16 protein-coding genes are annotated in these 18,611 nt (G+C 73.5%); 12 read left to right on the top strand and 4 right to left on the bottom strand.

The genetic code is table 11. The features are described from left to right. Nucleotides 1-30: 30 nt before the first annotated feature. The 3 genes from dnaJ to ABZ497_RS08580 all read left to right on the top strand — a co-directional run bounded on the left by dnaJ (nt 31) and on the right by ABZ497_RS08580 (nt 2,895). Nucleotides 31-1,179: a molecular chaperone DnaJ gene (dnaJ, locus tag ABZ497_RS08590; RefSeq protein ID WP_329488714.1), complete on the top strand. Its 1,149-nt coding sequence runs from the start codon at nt 31-33 to the stop codon at nt 1,177-1,179. 7 nt (nt 1,180-1,186) lie between these two features. Continuing rightward, nucleotides 1,187-1,693 carry a helix-turn-helix domain-containing protein gene (locus ABZ497_RS08585; protein ID WP_329488715.1) on the top strand — a complete coding sequence of 169 codons (507 nt, stop codon included), beginning with the start codon at nt 1,187-1,189 and terminating at the stop codon, nt 1,691-1,693. A 212-nt stretch (nt 1,694-1,905) separates the two neighbouring features. Beyond that, on the top strand, nt 1,906-2,895 hold the full coding sequence (locus ABZ497_RS08580; RefSeq protein WP_359804040.1) for a helix-turn-helix domain-containing protein: 990 nt from the start codon (nt 1,906-1,908) through the stop codon (nt 2,893-2,895). A gap of 73 nt (nt 2,896-2,968) precedes the next feature. On the opposite strand, the gene ABZ497_RS08575 is transcribed toward ABZ497_RS08580, so the two are convergent. Beyond that, nucleotides 2,969-3,127: a hypothetical protein gene (locus ABZ497_RS08575; RefSeq protein WP_352288445.1), complete on the bottom strand. Its 159-nt coding sequence runs from the start codon at nt 3,125-3,127 to the stop codon at nt 2,969-2,971. Nucleotides 3,128-3,484: 357 nt separating this feature from the next. Between ABZ497_RS08575 and ABZ497_RS08570 the strand changes: the two genes are divergently transcribed. After that, entirely contained in the window at nt 3,485-4,111 is a 627-nt protein-coding gene (locus tag ABZ497_RS08570; protein ID WP_329488718.1) for a hypothetical protein, read from the top strand. 7 nt (nt 4,112-4,118) lie between these two features. Here the strand turns inward: ABZ497_RS08570 and ABZ497_RS08565 are convergent, their stop codons facing one another. From ABZ497_RS08565 to ABZ497_RS08555, 3 genes are all read right to left on the bottom strand, one after another. Continuing rightward, entirely contained in the window at nt 4,119-5,135 is a 1,017-nt protein-coding gene (locus ABZ497_RS08565; protein ID WP_359804039.1) for a LuxR family transcriptional regulator, read from the bottom strand. Beyond that, nucleotides 5,128-6,117 carry a LuxR C-terminal-related transcriptional regulator gene (locus ABZ497_RS08560; RefSeq protein ID WP_329488720.1) on the bottom strand — a complete coding sequence of 330 codons (990 nt, stop codon included), beginning with the start codon at nt 6,115-6,117 and terminating at the stop codon, nt 5,128-5,130. The genes ABZ497_RS08565 and ABZ497_RS08560 overlap by 8 nt, the downstream gene beginning before the upstream one ends. A 683-nt stretch (nt 6,118-6,800) precedes the next feature. Beyond that, nucleotides 6,801-7,901 carry a TDT family transporter gene (locus ABZ497_RS08555; protein WP_352288451.1) on the bottom strand — a complete coding sequence of 367 codons (1,101 nt, stop codon included), beginning with the start codon at nt 7,899-7,901 and terminating at the stop codon, nt 6,801-6,803. Nucleotides 7,902-7,971: 70 nt separating this feature from the next. Between ABZ497_RS08555 and ABZ497_RS08550 the strand changes: the two genes are divergently transcribed. The 8 genes from ABZ497_RS08550 to pyrE all read left to right on the top strand — a co-directional run bounded on the left by ABZ497_RS08550 (nt 7,972) and on the right by pyrE (nt 18,472). Next, entirely contained in the window at nt 7,972-8,964 is a 993-nt protein-coding gene (locus tag ABZ497_RS08550) for a LysR family transcriptional regulator (RefSeq protein WP_359804038.1), read from the top strand. Nucleotides 8,965-9,071: 107 nt separating this feature from the next. Continuing rightward, a complete protein-coding gene (clpB, locus tag ABZ497_RS08545) occupies nt 9,072-11,678 on the top strand; it encodes an ATP-dependent chaperone ClpB (protein ID WP_359804175.1) in 2,607 nt (868 codons plus the stop codon). Nucleotides 11,679-11,905: 227 nt separating this feature from the next. After that, nucleotides 11,906-12,469, top strand: coding sequence for a YbjN domain-containing protein (locus ABZ497_RS08540; RefSeq protein ID WP_329488724.1), 564 nt, complete (start codon nt 11,906-11,908; stop codon nt 12,467-12,469). Between the two features lie 118 nt (nt 12,470-12,587). Next, nucleotides 12,588-13,748, top strand: coding sequence for a pyridoxal phosphate-dependent aminotransferase (locus ABZ497_RS08535; RefSeq protein ID WP_359804037.1), 1,161 nt, complete (start codon nt 12,588-12,590; stop codon nt 13,746-13,748). A 463-nt stretch (nt 13,749-14,211) separates the two neighbouring features. Further along, nucleotides 14,212-14,739: a DUF2617 family protein gene (locus tag ABZ497_RS08530; RefSeq protein WP_359804036.1), complete on the top strand. Its 528-nt coding sequence runs from the start codon at nt 14,212-14,214 to the stop codon at nt 14,737-14,739. Between the two features lie 256 nt (nt 14,740-14,995). Beyond that, nucleotides 14,996-16,516 (top strand): polyamine aminopropyltransferase, encoded by a 1,521-nt coding sequence (locus tag ABZ497_RS08525; RefSeq protein ID WP_359804174.1) that lies wholly within the window; start codon nt 14,996-14,998, stop codon nt 16,514-16,516. Nucleotides 16,517-16,690: 174 nt separating this feature from the next. Beyond that, nucleotides 16,691-17,905, top strand: coding sequence for an SRPBCC domain-containing protein (locus ABZ497_RS08520; RefSeq protein ID WP_359804035.1), 1,215 nt, complete (start codon nt 16,691-16,693; stop codon nt 17,903-17,905). 30 nt (nt 17,906-17,935) lie between these two features. Further along, a complete protein-coding gene (gene pyrE, locus ABZ497_RS08515; RefSeq protein ID WP_329488728.1) occupies nt 17,936-18,472 on the top strand; it encodes an orotate phosphoribosyltransferase in 537 nt (178 codons plus the stop codon). Nucleotides 18,473-18,611: the final 139 nt, after the last annotated feature.

Here is an 18,611-nt window from a genome sequence, read left to right as displayed (position 1 = left end):
ACCTGTTGACTCCGGGAGGTGGCGGCAGCCATGAGCGAGCGAGTGGAGAAGGACTACTACAAGGTCCTCGGCCTGCCCAAGGACGCCTCCGCCACCGAGATCAAGAAGACGTACCGCAAGCTGGCGCGCGAGTTCCACCCCGATGCGAACACGGGCGACGCCAAGGCCGAAGAGCGCTTCAAGGACATCTCCGAGGCCTATGACGTCCTGTCGGACGAGAAGCGCCGCAAGGAGTACGACGAGGCGCGCACGCTCTTCGCCAACGGCGGCTTCCGCTCCGGCGGGCCCGGCGGGGGCAGCTACAGCTTCGACTTCGGCGACCTCTTCAGCGGCAGCCAGGGCGGCGGCGCCGGCGGCGGCGGGATCGGCGACGTCTTCGGCGGCCTGTTCAACCGCGGCGGCCGGCAGGCCCAGCCGCGGCGCGGCGCGGACGTCGAGACCGAGGTGACGCTCTCCTTCGAGGAGGCGGTGGACGGCGCGACCGTCCCGCTGCGGATGACCAGCCAGGCCGCCTGCCGCACCTGCAGCGGCACCGGCGCCAAGGCCGGCACCACCCCGCGGGTCTGCCCGACCTGCGTCGGCGCCGGCACCGTCAGCCGGGGCCAGGGTGCCTTCGCGCTGTCCGAGCCGTGCCGGGACTGCCGCGGCCGCGGCATGATCGTCGACGACCCGTGCGCCGACTGCCACGGCAGCGGCCGGGCCAGTTCGGCCCGCACCATGCAGGTCCGGATCCCGGCCGGCGTCCAGGACGCCCAGCGCATCCGGCTGAAGGGCAAGGGCGCCCAGGGCGAGCGCGGCGGCCAGTCCGGCGACCTCTACGTCACCGTGCACGTCGACGCGCACCCGGTCTTCGGGCGCAAGGCCGACAACCTGACGGTGACCGTGCCGGTGACCTTCCCCGAAGCCGCGCTGGGCGGCACCATCGAGGTACCGACGCTCAACGGCCCCTCGGTGAAGCTCAGGCTGCCCCCGGGCAGCGCCAACGGCCTCACCCTGCGGGCCCGCGGCAAGGGCGCCACCCGCAAGGACGGCACCCGGGGCGACCTCCTGGTCACCGTGGAGGTCGTGGTGCCCCAGCACGTCACCGGCGACGCGCTGACGGCCCTGGAGCAGTACCGCGAGGCCACCGCCTCCGACGACCCGCGAGCCGCCCTCTTCAAGGCGGCGAAGGGAGCGTGACGACCAGATGACCCCCGACAGCGGCCCGATCGGGCCCGGCATCGGCGAAGGCCTGCCCGGCGGCGCCCCGCGTGCCCGCCGTGCGGCACCGCCGCCGCACTACGTCCTCACCGAGGACACCCCGGTCTACGTGATCTCGGTCGCCGCCGAGCTCTCCGGCCTGCACCCGCAGACCCTGCGCCAGTACGACCGGCTCGGCCTGGTCTGTCCCGACCGCACCGCGGGCCGCGGCCGCCGCTATTCCAGCCGCGACATCCAGCAGCTGCGCGAGGTGCAGCGGCTGTCCCAGGACGAGGGCATCAACCTCGCCGGCATCAAGCGGATCATCGAGCTGGAGAACCAGGTCACCGCACTGCAGTCGCGGATCACCGAGCTGGTCGACTCGCTCGAAGGCGCCGCCTCCGCGCTCCAGCAGCGCGAGGCCGCCGTCCACGCCTCCTACCGGCGGGATCTCGTCCCCTACCAGCCGCCGAGCCAGTCCAGCGCACTGGTCGTCTGGCGCCCCAAGCGGTAACCCCGCCACCACGGCACCCGCCGCCGGCTCCCTCCTGATCGGGGGGTGCCGGCGGCTCGGTCGTCTGTGAGAGAGTGCTGGACCGGAGCGTGCCCCTGGCAGGCAGAGCTGTCGGTGGCAGTCCTTACCGGCCGTGACCGCGACCTAGGATGCCTGGTACAACCGACTTTAGAACGTTGACTACTTGTCCGGTCGACGACAGGGAGCCGAAGATGAGTGGGCGAGAGCAGCCCGGTCCCGCAGGTGGCGGATCGCGAATACTGTCTGCCGACGCCCGCTCGCTCTATCTCAGGACCGTCCACGGCAACGGCCGGCTGACAATCGGCGCCGGCCCGGGCGAGACCGCCGCGCTCCGCGAGCTCATGGACCTCGGTCTGCTCATTCCGGACAGTGACGAACCCGGCTCGCTCATCGCGGTCGACCCGGCCCAGCTCTCCTTCAGCCTGAGCTCCGCCTGGCAGCGCCAGGCCCTCGACCTGCTGGCCCGCGCGGTCGCCCTGCCGGCCGATCTCAGCGAATTGGCCGACGCCTTTCACAGCCCCGACCAGTCGGGCGGCCCCATCGAATACGTCCAGGGCAAAGCACTCATCAATCAGCGCCTCCAGCAATGCATGGCCACCGGGATGACCGAGGGCCTCGCCATGCAGCCGGGCGGCCCCCGCCCGCCCGAGCTGCTCGCCGCGGGAATGGAACGGGACCTCAAGAGCCTGCAGCAGGGCGCTTCGATGCGCACGATCTACAACGCGAGCACCCGATACCACCAGCCCACCCGCGAATACGTGTCCCGGCTGGCGAAGGAGGGTTATCAGTTTCGCACCCTGGACGAGCCCTATGCCCGCCTCATCATTGTCGACCGGCGGCTCGCGGTAATTCCGGTGGGCGATGACGACCTGGCCGCTTTCATCCACGATCCGGCGGTCATCAAATATCTCGTGGAAGAGGTATTCGAACGGAACTGGGGCCGGGCGCTGGAGTTCGACGGCGACACCACCGTCCCGCAGCAGGTGGTCTCCCGGCTGCGCCAGACGATCATCGACCTGCTTCTTTCCGGTACGAACCATCGGGTCATCGCCCGCAGACTCGGCATCAGCGAGCGCACGCTGGCGCGACATATCGCCGAGATGCGGGAGGACTACAACGTCGATTCCCTGTTCCAGCTGGGCTACGTCCTCGGCCGAGCCGCGCAGCACCGGCCGGAGTGAGGGCCCCGAACGGCGGCGGGCGCCCGCGCCTGGAGCCTTTCGGCACTCGAACGTCCGCTATGACAGGGAGCGGTCAGCCCCAGTTCATGTCATTGGCGACGAGGTAAACGGCGGCCTTGGCGCGGGAATCCCCGGCACCTGCGTCCACCTGCGGCTGCGTACCGTTTGACAGGACGCAGACACCGGCCAAAGCTCCGGCCGCGATGGCAATCGGAAGCACGACCTTGCGCACAAGCCTGGACATACGGGACACCAGCCCACTCCCTTTCCGAAAGTTGCTCTAGCCGAACTAATAGCACTGGAGTCCACATGATGCCGCACGCCGAGTTGTGGTGTCACCTCCCCGTTGTCCCCCGGCGGCGTCATCTCCCTGCCAGGCAGCCAGATGACAGGGCAGAAACCTGGACGCGAGCGTGACCACTGATAGACGATCAGTTCGCCCCCGATGGTCCAGCACCAGGTCAAAAACCTGTTGCTGTACGGTCAATTCTTCATCACCACAGGGCACTGGATCCACCTGAAGCAGCAACTACTCTCAACGCCTGCCGGCACCGTCCCCCAATCCGGTCGGCCTTCCCCCGGAGTCGACATGACCGAGCCCTACCTGCGTCACCACGACAGCCAGGCCCCCGAGGGCCGGCGTGCACGTGTGTTCCTGGCCGCGCCGCTGATGCGGTTGACCGGCCCGGCGGACAGCGTGGTGACCCTGGCCAGCCGGACGCGGCTGACGACACTTCGCACCACGCTCCTGCGCAGCGGTGCCGCCGTGTACAGCGCCCACCACAGTGACGCCTGGACGATCGCCGGCCGGGCCCCCGAGCCCCGGGTGCCGTCGGACTTCCGGGCACTGCAGTCCGCCGACCTGGTCTTCGCCTACGTCGGCGCGCCGCTCTCCGCCGGTGTGAGCCTGGAGCTGGGCTGGGCGTCGGCGCTGCGCAAGCCGATCGTCCTGCTGGTGGACGAGGCGATCACGCACAACCCGCTGATCGCCACCATCGAGCAGGTCGCCCCGGTGCTGCCGCTGGTCTTCGACGACACCTGGTCGCAGGAGGCCCTCCACCACACCGTGGAGACCGCCCTCGACTGGGCCGGCATGGCGCTCTCGCTGCGCGAGGGTTTCTGGACCGCCCCCGGCGACCAGTTCAGCATCCCGCGCCAGCAGCCCCCGGTGGTCGGTCCGACCGGCTACTGGCCGACCGGCGCGGCGACCGGCTGACCCCGGCTCACCCATCGGACTCCCCCGGCCGGGCTCCCCGCATCTGCCAGCCGAGCTGGAAGAGCGTCTCCGCGTCGTAGAGCTCGCGCAGGCGCGAGATGTGACCGGCCACCGTCCGCTCGCTCAGCCCCAGCCGGCCGGCGATCGTCCGCTGCGTCAGCCCCTGCGACAGCAGCCGGCCGATCTGGTCGTGCACCGCCGGCTCGGTGGCGCCGGCGGCCAGCGCCGACCAGTTCACCCCCTCCGCCTGGCGCCACTGCTGCTCGAACACGTCCACCAGGAAGGCGACCGTCGCGGAGTCCTCCACCAGGGCCGCGCTGGTGTTGTCCGGCGCGGCCGGGATCAGCGCCACCCTGCGGTCGAAGATCAGCACCCGCCTGAACGGCGCGGCCAGGGTGCGGATCGGGCTGCCGAGCCGGGCCGACGCCGCCGCGTACTCGACCGTCGGCGCGTCGAGGCGGGCGCTCGCCTCGTAGATCGTGCGCATGGTGCCGCCGCGGGCGAGGTAGCGGCGGGTGTGCTCCAGCGCGTCCCGCATGTGGGCGGCCGGCCGGGCTCCGCCGGGCTGGGCCGCCCAGGCCTCGCGGTGGTGCTCGTCGGCGAGCTGTGAGATCAGGTGGCGGATCTGCCCCATGCCGGTGATCCGCCGGGCGCCGCCGGTGCGGTCCTCCCGGCCGGGCGCGGCGTCGTAGGCCTTCGTCAGGTCGTCGATCAGCTCCGGGACGAGCGCCGCCCGGGCCAGCAGGCGCGCCCCCTCCTCGCGCAGCCCGGCCCCGATCCGCTCCCCGACCGCACGCGGGTTCACCACGCTGTACACGCCGTCCGCGTAGCGCGGTGTGAGCAGCCCGACGTCGGTCAGCTGCCGGACCGACCGGGCGTCCTGGGCGCTCACCTCGGCGATCGGCAGCCGGCCGCCCTCGCGCAGGATGGTCCGGTACAGCTCGCGGGCGTCGGCGTCCGGCAGCGGGGCCTCGGTCATCGCGGCGTCAGTCATCGCGGCGTCGGTCATCGCGGCGTCAGTCATCGCGGCCGCCCCGCATCAGCCAGCCGAGCTGGAACAGGGTCTGCGCGCCGTGGCGCTCGCGCAGCCGGGAGATGTGCGCGGCCACGGTGCGCTCGCTGAGGCCCAGCCGGGTGGCGACGGTGCGCTGGGTGAGGCCCTTGGCGAGCAGCCGGCCGACCCGGTCGGGGGCCTCCTGCGCGACGCCCCGGGCGAGGGTGCCGGCCCAGTCGGTGGGGTCGGCCCGGGCCCAGTCGCGTTCGAAGGCGCCGACCAGGAAGGCGATCGCGGCCGGGTCGGAGATGAAGGCGGCGGTGCTGTGGTCCTCGTTGGCGGAGATCACCGCGACCGAGCGGTCGAAGACGAACAGGCGCTGGAACGGCTCGTCCAGGATCCGGATCTGCGAGCCGTGCCGGGTGACCTCGTCCGCGTAGGCGAGCGCGGCCGGGTCGGAGACCGCGACCGGCTGGTAGACGGTGCGCAGCGAGCAGCCGCGCTGCAGCAGCCGGAGGTCCTGGAGGAGCGCGATCTTCAGGGCGTCGGCCGGGCGGTGGCCCGGCTGGGCGGTGAGGACCTCCGTCCGGCAGTCGGCGACCAGTTGGGAGATGCGCTGGCGGATGTGGACGTGGCCCTCGATGTAGACGGCGCCGCCGGAGCGCTCGGGCGGGCGGGGCATCGCGTCGTACGCCCGGGTGAGGGTGTCCAGCGCGCCGGGCAGGTTCTCGGCGCGGACCAGCAGCCGGGTGGCCTCGCTGCGCAGTTCGGCGCCGAGCCGGTCGCTGACCGAGCGCGGGCTGACGGCGGTGTAGCAGGCGTCCATCGGGTTGGGCATCAGCAGGCCGATGTCGACCAGGAGCCGCAGCGCGGCCCGGTCGGACTCGGGGACGTCGGCGGCGGGGACGCGGCCGCCACGGGCGAGGACGGCCAGGTAGAGCTGCCGGGCCGCCTCGTCGGGCTCACCGCCCGGCGCGCTGGTGCCCGGGGCGGCCGTCGGATCCGCCGTCACCTCGAACACTCCCTGCCGGATGGGTCTCGGATCTGCCTGTGCCGCACGTGCCCCCCGCACGGGTCGATCGTGGTCGCGGTACCGCGCGCCGCACGCGATCACGGTACTGCCGACCGGCGGCCCCCCGGGGACCGGGTGCCGTCGCACCCGGGTTTCCCGGGGGTCGCCGGTAGCACGCCAATCCCAGGGCGCTCCCGGCGAGGCGGAGCAGCAACGCCTCGCCGGTTCCGGTCCCGGGGACCATCACCACACATGGCGTCCCGGCCGGCGCTCTTCCCCCCGACATGCAGGTACGGACGTACCTCTCGCATCCAGTATCGAAGAGCAAGTCACCACCATCGGGCTGCGATCGCCCGGACGGCTTGGCGTGTCTCCACCATCACAGCGTGACGGCCGGTGAACAAGTGCCGCCCGACTGCATGTTTTCGCAATTGCAGGAACCTGCACCGTGAATCCGTGGCGGCCCCCGGGCGGCCCACCGGGGCCGGGGAAGGAAGGTCAGGTCAGCGCGATGGCGGGGCGGGCGGCGACCGTCCGTTCAGTCGGCTGCGGAGCGGGGCGGTCCGAACCCGGACTGCCCCATCGGGCAGCCTTCGCTGATCCTGCACGATCCCCTCACGGAATCCCCCTCCGCCCTCCGGTCACTTATCGTGACCGCTCTTGCCGCTACCGTGACGGCTCTGCTAGCGGGCCAGCAGCCTGCCGCCGGCCAGCCCGGCCGCGGTGCCGCCGGCCGCCACGGCCCAGGCGGCGGCCAGCAGGACGAAGAGCCCGGCCGCGAGGCCGGTGAACCCGGCGAAACCGGTGTGCCGGGCGAGCGCGGAGGCGCCGGTGACGCAGGTGCCGACCGGGAAGGTGTAGGCCCACCAGGTCATCGTGAAGGGCATCCCGGCCCGGCGGGCCCGCAGGTTGGCCGCGGTGGCGATGACCAGCCAGAGCATCGCGACCCCGAGCACCGCGACCCCGTAGAGCTCGGCGAGGGCGAGCGCCACCGGTGCCAGCTGCGGCGCCACCGGGCGTGCGGCGTCGGCGAGTTGGTGGACGGCCGTGGTGGACTGGCCGAGCGGGCCGAGCACCAGGAAGAGCGACGGGGTGAGCACCAGGGCGGACAGCTTGCTGTGCACCAGCCCGGTGAGCACCACCGGCAGCAGCGCCAGGATGGCCAGCAGCCCGACCCCGAACAGCGCGCAGCAGCCGTACAGCAGGCTCTGCTGCGCGGTGCCGGCCGGCAGGTGCGGGACGAGGGCGGGGCCGGTCGCGGAGGCGACCAGCGGCGCGACCACCGGCAGCAGCCAGGTCGGGTTGGCCTCCAGCGGGGAGACGGCGTGCCGGGTGATCATCAGGTACGGGACGCCGGCCGCGACCGCCAGGGCATAGAGCGTGCCGATGCCCCAGAGCGCCGCGTCCAGCGCGACGGCCGGGCCGGTGCCGATCACCCGCGAGCCGAGGGTGAGGGTGCCCAGGCCGACCGAGAGCATGGCGATCGGCGGGCACCCGTAGAAGACCGCGGTGGCCGGGTTGTCCAGCAGGTGGGCGCGGGCCTCGGCGCGGTACCGGAGGAGGTGGACCACCCGCGCGGGGACGAGCACCAGCAGCGCGACCGCCCCGAGCGCCCACATCAGCTCGCCGAACCCGATCAGCCCCGGCAGCCGGACGGGCAGCGCGGCCGCGCCGTTGCCGACGATCGCGGTGCCCATCACCACGGCGTACCAGTTGGGACCGAGCTGGGCGAGGTCGAAGCGGGCGGTGCGGGTGAGCGGTCGGACGCCGGTGAGGATGGCCATGGAACCACCGTGCCGTCCGCCTCCGGCCACCGGTAGCGCCCACCGACCTATGAGGGCATAGCCTGAGTCTATGGCTCTCTCCCCGCACGTCCCCGAGCTCGGCGCCCTGGAACTGCTCCTCACGGTGGCACGACTGGGCAGCGTCGGCCGGGCGGCGGCCGAGCTGGGCGTGAGCCAGCCGACGGCGAGCGCCCGGATCAAGGGCATGGAGCGACAGATCGGCGTCCCCCTGCTGGAACGGTCCCCGCGCGGCTCCCGGCCGACCAAGGCCGGGCTGCTGGTGGTCGAGTGGGCCCGGCACGTGGTCGAGGCGGCGCAGGCGCTGGACGCCGGGATCGACGCGCTGCGCGAGCGGCGGGACGCCCGGCTGGTGGTGGTGGCCAGCCTGACCGTCGCCGAGTACCTGATGCCGGGCTGGCTGCTGGCGCTGCACGACAGCAGCCCGGGCACGGCGGTGATCCTGCGGACGGCCAACTCCTCCGACGTCGCCGGGCACGTGCTGGCCGGCGAGGCCGACCTCGGCTTCGTCGAGGGCCCGTCCACCCCGCCGGGGCTGGCCGGCGCGGTGGTGGCCGCCGACCGGCTGGTGGTCGTGGTGGCGCCCGGCCACCCCTGGGCGCGCCGCCGCTCCCCGGTGACCGGCCCCGAGCTGGCCGCCACCCCACTGGTGCTGCGCGAGCCCGGGTCGGGCACCCGGGAGGTCCTGGAGATGGCGCTGGCGCCGTTCGGCGGCGCCGCCAAGCCGCGGCTGGAGCTGGCCTCGTCGACCGCGCTGAAGGCGGCGGCGATGACCGGCGCCGGACCGGTCTGCCTGAGCGAGCTGGCGGTGACGGAGGAGCTGGCGACCCGGCGGCTGGTGGCCGTGCCGCTGGCCGAGGGGCTGGACCTGCGCCGGCCGCTGCGCGCGGTCTGGCCGGCCGGCCACCGGCCGGGCGGGCCGGCCCGGGAGCTGCTGGTACTGACCCGGCGGACCGGGCCGTCGGTCCGCAGCGGCTGGCAGCCCGCGCCGCGGCTCGACCGGTACACCGTCTCCGGGCACCCCAAGCGTTCATCCGAAGGTTGAGCGGAATAGACTCAACTTAGTGCATGCTGTACTCAGCAGGGCCGGTGGCCGAGGGGGCCGCCGCCCGTACGAAGCAGTTCGCCATCAGCGAGGAGGACACCCCAGCAGTGGACGCCAGCAAGTTCACCACCAAGACGCAGGACGCCCTGTCCGCCGCGATCCGGCAGGCCGGCGCCGCGGGGAATCCGGACGTCAAGCCGGTGCACATCCTGATCGCCCTGCTGGAGCAGCCCGAGGGCATCGCCGGGCCGCTGCTCAAGGCGGTCGGCGCGGACGCGACCCGGATCGACACCGAGGCCCGCCGACTGCTGACCGGACTGCCCCGCGCGATGGGCTCCACCGTCGCCGCGCCCCAGCTGGCCCGCGACACACTGGCCGTGCTCACCGAGGCCGGCAAGCGCGCCGAGGACCTGGACGACCAGTACGTCTCCACCGAGCACCTGATGGTCGGCCTGGCCGCCGAGGGCGGCGCGGTCGCCGACCTGCTCGCCCAGCGGGGCGCCACCGCGAAGGCCCTGCTCGCCGCGTTCAAGGACGTCCGCGGCAGCGGCCGGGTCACCTCCCCCGACCCGGAGGGCACCTACAAGGCCCTGGAGAAGTACGGCACCGACCTCACCCAGGCCGCCCGGGACGGCAAGCTCGACCCGGTCATCGGGCGCGACCAGGAGATCCGCCGGGTCGTCCAGGTGCTCTCCCGGCGCACCAAGAACAACCCGGTGCTGATCGGCGAGCCCGGTGTCGGCAAGACCGCCGTGGTCGAGGGCCTGGCCCAGCGCATCGTGGCCGGTGACGTGCCGGAGTCGCTGCGCGGCAAGCGGCTGGTCGCGCTGGACCTCGGCGCGATGGTCGCCGGCGCCAAGTACCGCGGCGAGTTCGAGGAGCGGCTGAAGGCCGTCCTGAACGACATCAAGCAGAGCGACGGCCAGGTCGTCACCTTCATCGACGAGCTGCACACCATGGTCGGCGCGGGCGCCGGCGGGGACTCCGCGATGGACGCGGGCAACATGCTCAAGCCGATGCTGGCCCGCGGCGAGCTGCGGATGGTCGGCGCCACCACGCTGGACGAGTACCGCGAGCGGATCGAGAAGGACCCGGCCCTGGAGCGCCGGTTCCAGCAGGTGCTGGTCGGCGAGCCCAGCGTGGAGGACTCGATCGCCATCCTGCGCGGCCTCAAGGGCCGGTACGAGGCGCACCACAAGGTGCAGATCTCGGACGCCGCCCTGGTCGCCGCCGCCACCCTGTCCAACCGCTACATCACCTCGCGCTTCCTGCCCGACAAGGCGATCGACCTGGTCGACGAGGCGGCCTCCCGGCTCCGGATGGAGATCGACTCCTCCCCCGTCGAGATCGACGAGCTCCAGCGCGCCGTCGACCGGCTGCGGATGGAGGAGCTGGCCCTGGAGAAGGAGTCCGACCCGGCCTCGGTCGACCGGCTGACCCGGCTCCGGCGCGATCTCGCCGACAAGAACGAGCAGTTGAGCGTGCTCACCGCCCGGTGGGAGCAGGAGAAGAAGAGCCTCAACCGGGTCGGCGAGCTGAAGGAGCGGCTCGACGACCTGCACGGCGCCCTCGACCGGGCCCAGCGGGACGGCGACTTCGAGCGCGCCTCCAAGCTGATGTACGCCGAGATCCCGGCCGCCGAGCAGGAGTTGACCGAGGCGCAGGAGGGCGCCGAGGAGCGGGACGCCACCTCCTCCATGGTCAAGGAGGAGGTCGGCCCGGACGACATCGCCGATGTGGTCGCCTCCTGGACGGGCATCCCGGCCGGCCGGCTGCTGGAGGGCGAGAGCTCCAAACTCCTGCGCATGGAGGACGAGTTGGGCCGGCGCCTGATCGGCCAGACGGAGGCCGTCCAGGCCGTCTCGGACGCGGTGCGGCGCACCCGCTCCGGCATCGCCGACCCGGACCGGCCGACCGGCTCCTTCCTGTTCCTCGGCCCCACCGGCGTCGGCAAGACCGAACTCGCCAAGGCCCTGGCCGACTTCCTCTTCGACGACGAGCGGGCGATGGTCCGGATCGACATGAGCGAGTACGGCGAGAAGCACTCCGTCTCCCGCCTGGTCGGCGCCCCGCCCGGGTACGTCGGCTACGAGGAGGGCGGCCAGCTCACCGAGGCGGTCCGCCGCCGCCCCTACAGCGTGGTGCTGCTGGACGAGGTGGAGAAGGCCCACCCCGAGGTCTTCGACGTCCTGCTCCAGGTGCTGGACGACGGCCGGCTCACCGACGGCCAGGGCCGCACGGTCGACTTCCGCAACGCGATCCTGATCCTCACCTCCAACCTGGGCAGCCAGTTCCTCGTGGACCCGGCCACCCCGGAGGAGATGAAGAAGCGGCTGGTGCTGGACTCGGTGCGGGCCGCGTTCAAGCCCGAGTTCCTCAACCGCCTCGACGACATCGTGGTCTTCGAGCCGCTGGGCACCGCCGAGCTGAGCCGGATCGTCGACCTCCAGGTCGCCCGGCTGGCCGCCCGGCTGGGCGAGCGCCGGCTCACCCTCCACGTCGACGAGGCCGCCCGGGACTGGCTGGCGCTCACCGGCTACGACCCCGCGTACGGCGCCCGGCCGCTGCGCCGCCTGGTGCAGTCCGCGATCGGCGACCAGCTCGCCCGGGCCATCCTGTCGGGCCAGGTGCACGACGGCGACACCGTCCTGGTCGAACGGGCCGAGGAGGGCGACCACCTCGCCGTCCGGGCCCGCGGCCCGCTGGAGAAGTAGCGCTGCGCAGCCCCCGGACCGGGCCGCCCCCGCTCCCCGAGGGGGCGGCCCGGCGCCGCACTCACCCTCGGTGGCCACGGCCCCGACCGGGGGCCCCGGCAAGATCCACAGGTGCCCGCCCGCCGCCCGGGCGCCCCTGTGAGGCAGGCCCGGGATGAGGCAGGATGGGAGGTGGAAGGGCGGCCTCTCATCGCCGGCCACCACGTGCACTGAGGAAGAGGACCCCCATGAGCATCGACCCGTCGTCCATCCCGTCGTTCGGCGTGCCGCAGGGCGGCCAGCCCGGCGGCCAGGGAGGTCGGCCGGCCGGCCCGCCGCCGATCGTCGTCCCGGACCAGGCCCTGGTGACCCAGCTGCTGGACCAGATGCAGCTCAAGCACGTCGTGGACGAGGAGGGCGACCTCACCGCCCCCTGGGAGGGCTTCCGCGTCTACTACATGTTCCGCGGCGAGCAGAAGGAGCTCTTCGCGGTCCGCGCGTTCTACGACCGCGCCTACCCGCTGGAGGACAAGGCCGAGATCCTCGACCTCATCGACGAGTGGAACCGCGAGACCCTCTGGCCCAAGGTCTACACCCACACGCACGAGGACGGCGTGGTCCGCCTGATCGGCGAGGCCCAGATGATCGTCGGCACCGGCGTGAACCTGGACTACTTCGTCACCACCACCGCCAACTGGACCCAGGCCGCCGTCGGCTTCGAGCAGTGGATCGTCGAGCGCCTCGGCCTGCAGAAGGAGATCGAGGGCGAGGAGGGCGAGGGCGAGGCCCCCGAGGGCACCAACGAGGCCTGATCCTCCCGCCACCGCTCCGCGGCACGGCCCGCTCCGGTACCCCCGGTGGCGGGCCGTTCTTGTCCCCGGCCACCCGCTGCCCCAGGATGGGGCCGACGACGAGGCGTGAGGAGCCGCAATGGGTACGAGGCCGCTGCTGAACCGACGGCTGGCCGGGATGGGCACGACGATCTTCGCCGAGATGTCCGCCCTCGCCACCGCCACCGGCTCCATCAACCTCGGCCAGGGGTTCCCGGACACCGACGGACCGGCCGAGATCGCCCGGGCCGCCGCCGACGCCGTCCTCGCGGGCCGGGGCAACCAGTACCCGCCCGGCCCCGGCATCCCCGAGCTGCGGAGCGCGATCGCCGAGCACCAGCAGCGCTTCCGCGGCCTCGCCTACGACCCGGACACCGAGGTGCTCGTCACCGCCGGGGCCACCGAGGCGATCGCCGCCGCCCTGCTGGCGCTGCTGGAGCCGGGCGACGAGGTGATCGCCCTCGAACCCTTCTACGACTCCTACGCCGCCTGCATCGCCATGGCCGGCGCCGTCCGCGTCCCGCTCACCCTGCGTGCCCCGGACTTCCGCCCCGACCTGGAGCGACTGCGCGCGCTGGTCACCCCGCGCACCCGGCTGCTGCTGCTCAACTCCCCGCACAACCCCACCGGCCTGGTGCTCTCCACCGACGAACTGGCCGCGATCGCCGCCCTCGCCGTCGAGCACGACCTGCTGGTGGTCACCGACGAGGTCTACGAGCACCTGGTGTTCAGCGGCGCCCACCACCCGATCGCCGCGCTCCCGGGCATGCGCGAGCGCACCGTGTCGATCTCCTCGGCCGGCAAGACCTTCTCCTTCACCGGCTGGAAGGTCGGCTGGGTCACCGGCTCGGCGCCCCTGGTCGCCGCCGTCCGCACCGCGAAGCAGTACCTGACCTACGTCAGTGCCGGTCCCTTCCAGTACGCCGTCGCCGACGCCCTGCGGCTGCCCGACGACTACTTCGACGGGTTCCGCGCCGATCTGCTGCGCAAGCGGGACCTGCTCGCCGACGGGCTGAGCGCGGCCGGGTTCCGGGTGTTCCGACCGGAGGGCACCTACTTCATCACCACCGACATCACCCCGCTGGGCGAGAAGGACGGCATCGAGTTCTGCCGTGCCCTGCCCGAGCGCTGCGGCGTCGTCGCGATCCCCAACGTCGTCTTCTACGACGACACCGAGGCCGGCCGCTCGCTGGTCCGCTTCACCTTCTGCAAGCAGGACGAGGTCCTGGAGGAGGCGGTCAGTCGACTCGGTCGGCTCTGACCATCGGATGGGACGCGTCGCACGTCCTGACGAATAGTCAATTGATCTGCCGGGGGCGACGATTGACCCCGGCCGAGGTTCGCCGGGCCCGCCCCGGTCCTTCGTGTGCCCCGTGCGCCGGGCGCGGTGGGGACCGGGGCGTGCGCGCGTCGTGAGTGGCGTGCGAGCAGCGCGCACGGCGCGCGAACCGGGGCGAGGGGCGCGCGCTGTGCAAAGTCGCACACCGGCTCGATCAGAGCGGGGAAGCCGGGGTGCTCGAAACGGTGAATGCTTGACAAAGTTGGGTAAATCACCGACGGACCCGGCGTATTCGTGCTTCTCTGCTGCTGAATCTCCAGCCGGAATCCTTCCTTCCACGGTCGGCCGCGCCCTGGACCGCACAGCCACGAACAGCCTCGCCTTTGCCCAGGCCTACTCGCTGCTGCACGGCGGGCGCGCACGGAGCTGAAACGCGGAGCCGAGCATGCTCACCACACTGCAGACCTCCTACACGGACACCCGCGCCGGTGACCTGGCCTGGTGCCTGGGCGGCGACCCGCTGCCCGCTCTCGCAGTCCGCGACCTGAGACTCGCCAACGCCGGGCGCCCCGGGCCGCCCGGCACCCTCCAGCTGCGGCTGCTGGGCGCCTCGCACCAGGTGGTGATCGCCGCCGGGCCCGGCAGATGCCTGGAGACCGTCGCCTGCCTGCCCGGCCGCCGGACCCCACTGCCCGCCCGGGTGGCCAAACAGGTGGACGGCTGGGAGTACGAGTTCGCGGCCCGGATCGAGGCGCTGCCGCCGCACGACTTCGCCGCTCGCGCCCAGGAGTTGCTGGCCCTGGTCGAGGGCCACCCCCGCGGGTTGGCCGGCGTCTTCCCGGGCGACCCGAGCGCGTTCACCGCACTGGTCACCCAGGGCGCCGCGGACCGGCTGCTCTGGCGCACCTGGCACGCCTATCCGCAGGAGGGCCAGCTGGTCTGTACGCGGTCCTCCCTGGTGGTGACCCGGTGAGCACGGCCGCCGATCCCGATGGGGCCATAGGTCCGCACCTCGGCCTCCATTCGCACGCAGGAACGATTCGTCAACCTGTCGTATCGCACTGTCCGTCGAATGGACGCAGCCATCCGTACCGGACGTCGCCTAGCGTTTGTTCGTGATCAACCATCCGGCCGGTCCACCCGCACAGCCGGGACTCGACCTCGACAACGGCAGCCCACCCCGGCCCGGGCGGAGCCTGACCCCTCTGCCCGCCCGCCGCAGGGCCCGGCTGCGCGCCCACCCCTCGCTCTCCCGGCTCACCGTCCTGCTGGCGGCGTTCGTCTGCGCCGCCTGCGGACTCGTCTACGAGCTCGAACTCGTCGCGCTGGGCAGCTATCTGCTCGGGGACTCGGTCACCCAAACCTCCGTCGTGCTCTCCGTCATGGTGTTCGCGATGGGGCTGGGCTCGCTGCTCGCCAAACGGTTCACCCGCCGCCCGGCCACGGCCTTCGCGCTGGTCGAGTGCGCGCTCGCGCTCACCGGCGGGCTCTCCGTCCTCGCCCTGTACTCCTGCTGGGCCTGGATCGGCCGGTACCAGGCCGCGATGATCGCCCTGACCTGTCTGATCGGGGTCCTGATCGGCGCCGAGATCCCGCTGCTGATGACGCTCGTCCAGCGGATCCGCCGGGAGGACGCCGGGCGGGCCGCGGCCGACCTCTTCGCCGCCGACTACGTGGGCGCGCTGATCGGCGGCCTCGCCTTCCCGTTCCTGATCCTGCCGCTCTTCGGCCCCGGCACCGGCGCCCTGGTCACCGGCGCCGTCAACGCCGTCGCCGGGGCCGCGGTGGTGCTCTGGCTGTTCCGCGAGGAGCCCCCGCCCCGCACCCGGCTGCTGCTCTGGGGCGGCTGCGCCCTCGTGCTCGCCCTGCTCGCCGCGGCCGCCGTCTGGTCCGGCGCGATCGAACGCGCCGCCCGGCAGGCCCTGTACGGCGGGCAGGTCCGGTACGCCGCCCACACCCGGTCCCAGGAGATCGTGCTCACCGGCCCCGCCGAGGGCCCGCTGCGGCTGTACCTGGACGGGCGGCTCGCGGTCTGCGGTCCGGACGAGTACCGGGGCAGCGAGGCCCTGGTCCACCCCGCGATGGCGGCCGGGCCGGACGCCCGGGTGCTGCTGCTCGGCGGCGGTGACGGCCTCGCCGCGCGGGAGGTGCTGCGGCACGGCGGCGTCCGCTCGGTGCTGGTGGTCGACGCCGACCCGGCCCTCGCCCGGCTGGCCAGGACCGACCCGGGCCTGGCCGCGCTCTCCGGCCACTCCCTGGACGACCCCCGGGTGCGGACCGCCACCGCGGACCCGCTGGAGTGGCTGCGCGGCGTGCACCCGGGCGAGGCGTCCTTCGACGTGGTGCTCGCCGATCTGCCCGGCCCCGCCGACAGCGGGACGGTGAAGTTCCACTCGCAGGAGTTCTACGGCCTCGCCACCCGGCTGCTCGCGCCCGGCGGGCGGCTCGCCGTCCGGGCGGACGACGAGCCGAACGGCCTCTGGCAGGTCGAGTCCGGCCTGCGGGCCGCCGGGCTGCGGACCGTCCCGTACGCCGTCCGGGGCGGCCCCGCCGCGAGCTGCCGGCCCGGCTCGCCGGACAGCCAGGCCTTCCTGCTGGCCGCCGCCGCCCAGCCCCCGCTCACCCTCGCCCCGGACGCCCCGCCGCCGCGCGCGTTCACCGCGGACGCCCTGCGGGCCGCCGCCGCCGACCTGACCGCCCTCCGCCCGGCCCGCCCGCCGGCCGCGCTGACCCTGCTGGGGCCGCGCTGACGGACCGCCCGGGGTGAAGCGGGCGGAACCGGGCGGGGCGGAGCGGACGGAATCGGGCGGAGGGCGGCCACGAGCGGTCGGCGGAGGGCCGGGTGCGGCCGGTCGGGGACGTCCCGACGGCAGGTAGGGGCCACTGCGCGGACCACCGCGGGTTCGGTCGGTAGGCTCCGTGACATGGAGCATGAGGTTGTCGTCCCGATGCCGGCCGAACTGGTCCGGCAGGCCCTGCAGGATCCGGCTCTGCTGGCCCGTTGCGTCCCCGGGCTGAGCACCGAGCCGGCCGCCGTCGGCAGCGGGTCCGCCGAGGAGATCGGCGGGCGGCTGAAGCTGCGGATCGGCACCTCCACCATCACCTACAAGGGCGTGCTGTCACTGATCGAGGGCCGCGAGGGCGTCCTCACCGTGTTCGCCGAGGGCGAGGAGGTGCGCGGCAGCGGCGAGGCCACCGCCACCCTCCGGGTCGCCACCGCCGACGGCACCGCGGCCGGGACCACGCTGGTCCGCTTCGTCGGCGACCTGAGCGCCACCGGCCGGCTCACCGAGTTCGACGGCGAGACCCTCGCCGGCGCCGGCCGCCGCCTGCTCGACCGCTTCGCCGCCGCCCTCGCCTCCCCCGACGCGGAGGCGGCGGCGGAGGCTGACGTCGACGCGGAGGCGGCGGAAGCCGAGGTCGAGGCGCGGGACGTCGAGGTGGAGGCGGAAGCCGAGGTGGAAACCGCCGTGGAGGCGGCGGACGCCGAGGTCGAGACGGACGTCGAGGTGGAAGCCGAGGACGCCGGGGAGGCGGCCACCGCCGAGGACACCGACGTCGAGGCAGAGGCCGAGGACGAGGCGGACACCGACGTCGAGGACGAGGACGTGGCGGAGGACGACGAGGAGCCCACCGCCACCGTGCTCTTCCTGGACGACCACCAGGACAACCCCGGCGACGACCTCGACGACGACCTCTCCGACCTCATCGCCTTCTCCGACGCCGACGCCGAGCGCTTCGGCCTCCCGATCGGCGGCGACCGCGAGGAGGACGACCGTGAGGAGGCCGCCGACGTCGACGGCCCCGCCGCCGAGGCCGGGGACGGCACCGGCACCGAGCTCCCCGCCGACCTGCCCTTCGGCTACGAGCAGGAGCCGGTGCTCGGCGGCCCGGTCCGCCGCAGCATCGTCGGCCGCTCCGCCGAGGAGGTCGACCACGCCCCGCCGCGCGGCCCGTACGCCCCCGCCCTGCCGGCCCGCAGCGCGCGGGCCCGGGCGGCGTCCCGCTGGGGCGGCGAGGCCGGCGGCATCGTGGTGCCGGGACCGGGCGGCCGCAGCGCGGTGCCGTGGATGATCGGCGGCGGCGTGGCCCTGATCGGCGGCGCCGTGGTCCTGGCCAGGGCCCTGCGCCGACGCTAGAAGGCCGGACAAGCCCTAGACTGAACGCTCATGAGCAACGACCGCGACGCCCTGCTGGCACAGATCAAGGACAAGGCCGTCGTGCACGGCAAGGTCACCCTTTCCTCCGGCAAGGAGGCCGACTACTACGTCGACCTGCGCCGGATCACGCTGGACGCCCAGGCCGCCCCGCTGGTGGGCCGGGTGATGCTGGACGCGACCGAGCACCTGGAGTACGACGCCGTCGGCGGCCTGACGCTCGGCGCCGACCCGGTGGCCGCCGCGATGCTGCACGCCGCCGCCGCACGCGGCCGCGAGCTGGACGCGTTCGTGGTCCGCAAGGCGGGCAAGGCGCACGGTCTGCAGCGCCGGATCGAGGGCCCCGAGGTCAAGGGCCGCCGGGTGCTGGCCGTCGAGGACACCTCCACCACCGGCGGGTCGGTGCTGACCGCCGTCGAGGCGCTGCGCGAGGCGGGTGCCGAGGTGGTCGGCGTCGCGGTGATCGTGGAGCGGGGCGGCGCCGCCGCGGTCGAGGCCACCGGCCTGCCGTACGTGACCGCGTACGACCTGGCCGACCTGGGCCTCTGACCCGCGCGCGCCGGTAGCCCGGCGGAACGGCGGAACGGCAGCACAGCGGAAACGGCCGGGGCCGGGTCCTGTTTCACGTGAAACAGGACCCCACCCCCCCCCGGCGGCGGGGGTCGCGCAGCCCCCGCGGGGGTGAGCG

Source organism: Kitasatospora sp. NPDC005751 (genome assembly GCF_040630835.1).
Lineage (GTDB): Bacteria > Actinomycetota > Actinomycetes > Streptomycetales > Streptomycetaceae > Kitasatospora.
This window is presented reverse-complemented; position numbering and strand designations above follow the sequence as displayed.

Coding starts and splice junctions, on each gene's coding strand:
- dnaJ (WP_329488714.1), top strand. CDS start 31: ATGAGCGAGCGAGTGGAGAAGGACTACTACAAGGTCCTCGGCCTGCCC.
- ABZ497_RS08585 (WP_329488715.1), top strand. CDS start 1,187: ATGACCCCCGACAGCGGCCCGATCGGGCCCGGCATCGGCGAAGGCCTG.
- ABZ497_RS08580 (WP_359804040.1), top strand. CDS start 1,906: ATGAGTGGGCGAGAGCAGCCCGGTCCCGCAGGTGGCGGATCGCGAATA.
- ABZ497_RS08570 (WP_329488718.1), top strand. CDS start 3,485: ATGACCGAGCCCTACCTGCGTCACCACGACAGCCAGGCCCCCGAGGGC.
- ABZ497_RS08565 (WP_359804039.1), bottom strand. CDS start 5,135: ATGACTGACGCCGCGATGACCGACGCCGCGATGACTGACGCCGCGATG.
- ABZ497_RS08555 (WP_352288451.1), bottom strand. CDS start 7,901: ATGGCCATCCTCACCGGCGTCCGACCGCTCACCCGCACCGCCCGCTTC.
- ABZ497_RS08550 (WP_359804038.1), top strand. CDS start 7,972: ATGGCTCTCTCCCCGCACGTCCCCGAGCTCGGCGCCCTGGAACTGCTC.
- ABZ497_RS08540 (WP_329488724.1), top strand. CDS start 11,906: ATGAGCATCGACCCGTCGTCCATCCCGTCGTTCGGCGTGCCGCAGGGC.
- ABZ497_RS08535 (WP_359804037.1), top strand. CDS start 12,588: ATGGGTACGAGGCCGCTGCTGAACCGACGGCTGGCCGGGATGGGCACG.
- ABZ497_RS08530 (WP_359804036.1), top strand. CDS start 14,212: ATGCTCACCACACTGCAGACCTCCTACACGGACACCCGCGCCGGTGAC.
- ABZ497_RS08520 (WP_359804035.1), top strand. CDS start 16,691: ATGGAGCATGAGGTTGTCGTCCCGATGCCGGCCGAACTGGTCCGGCAG.
- pyrE (WP_329488728.1), top strand. CDS start 17,936: ATGAGCAACGACCGCGACGCCCTGCTGGCACAGATCAAGGACAAGGCC.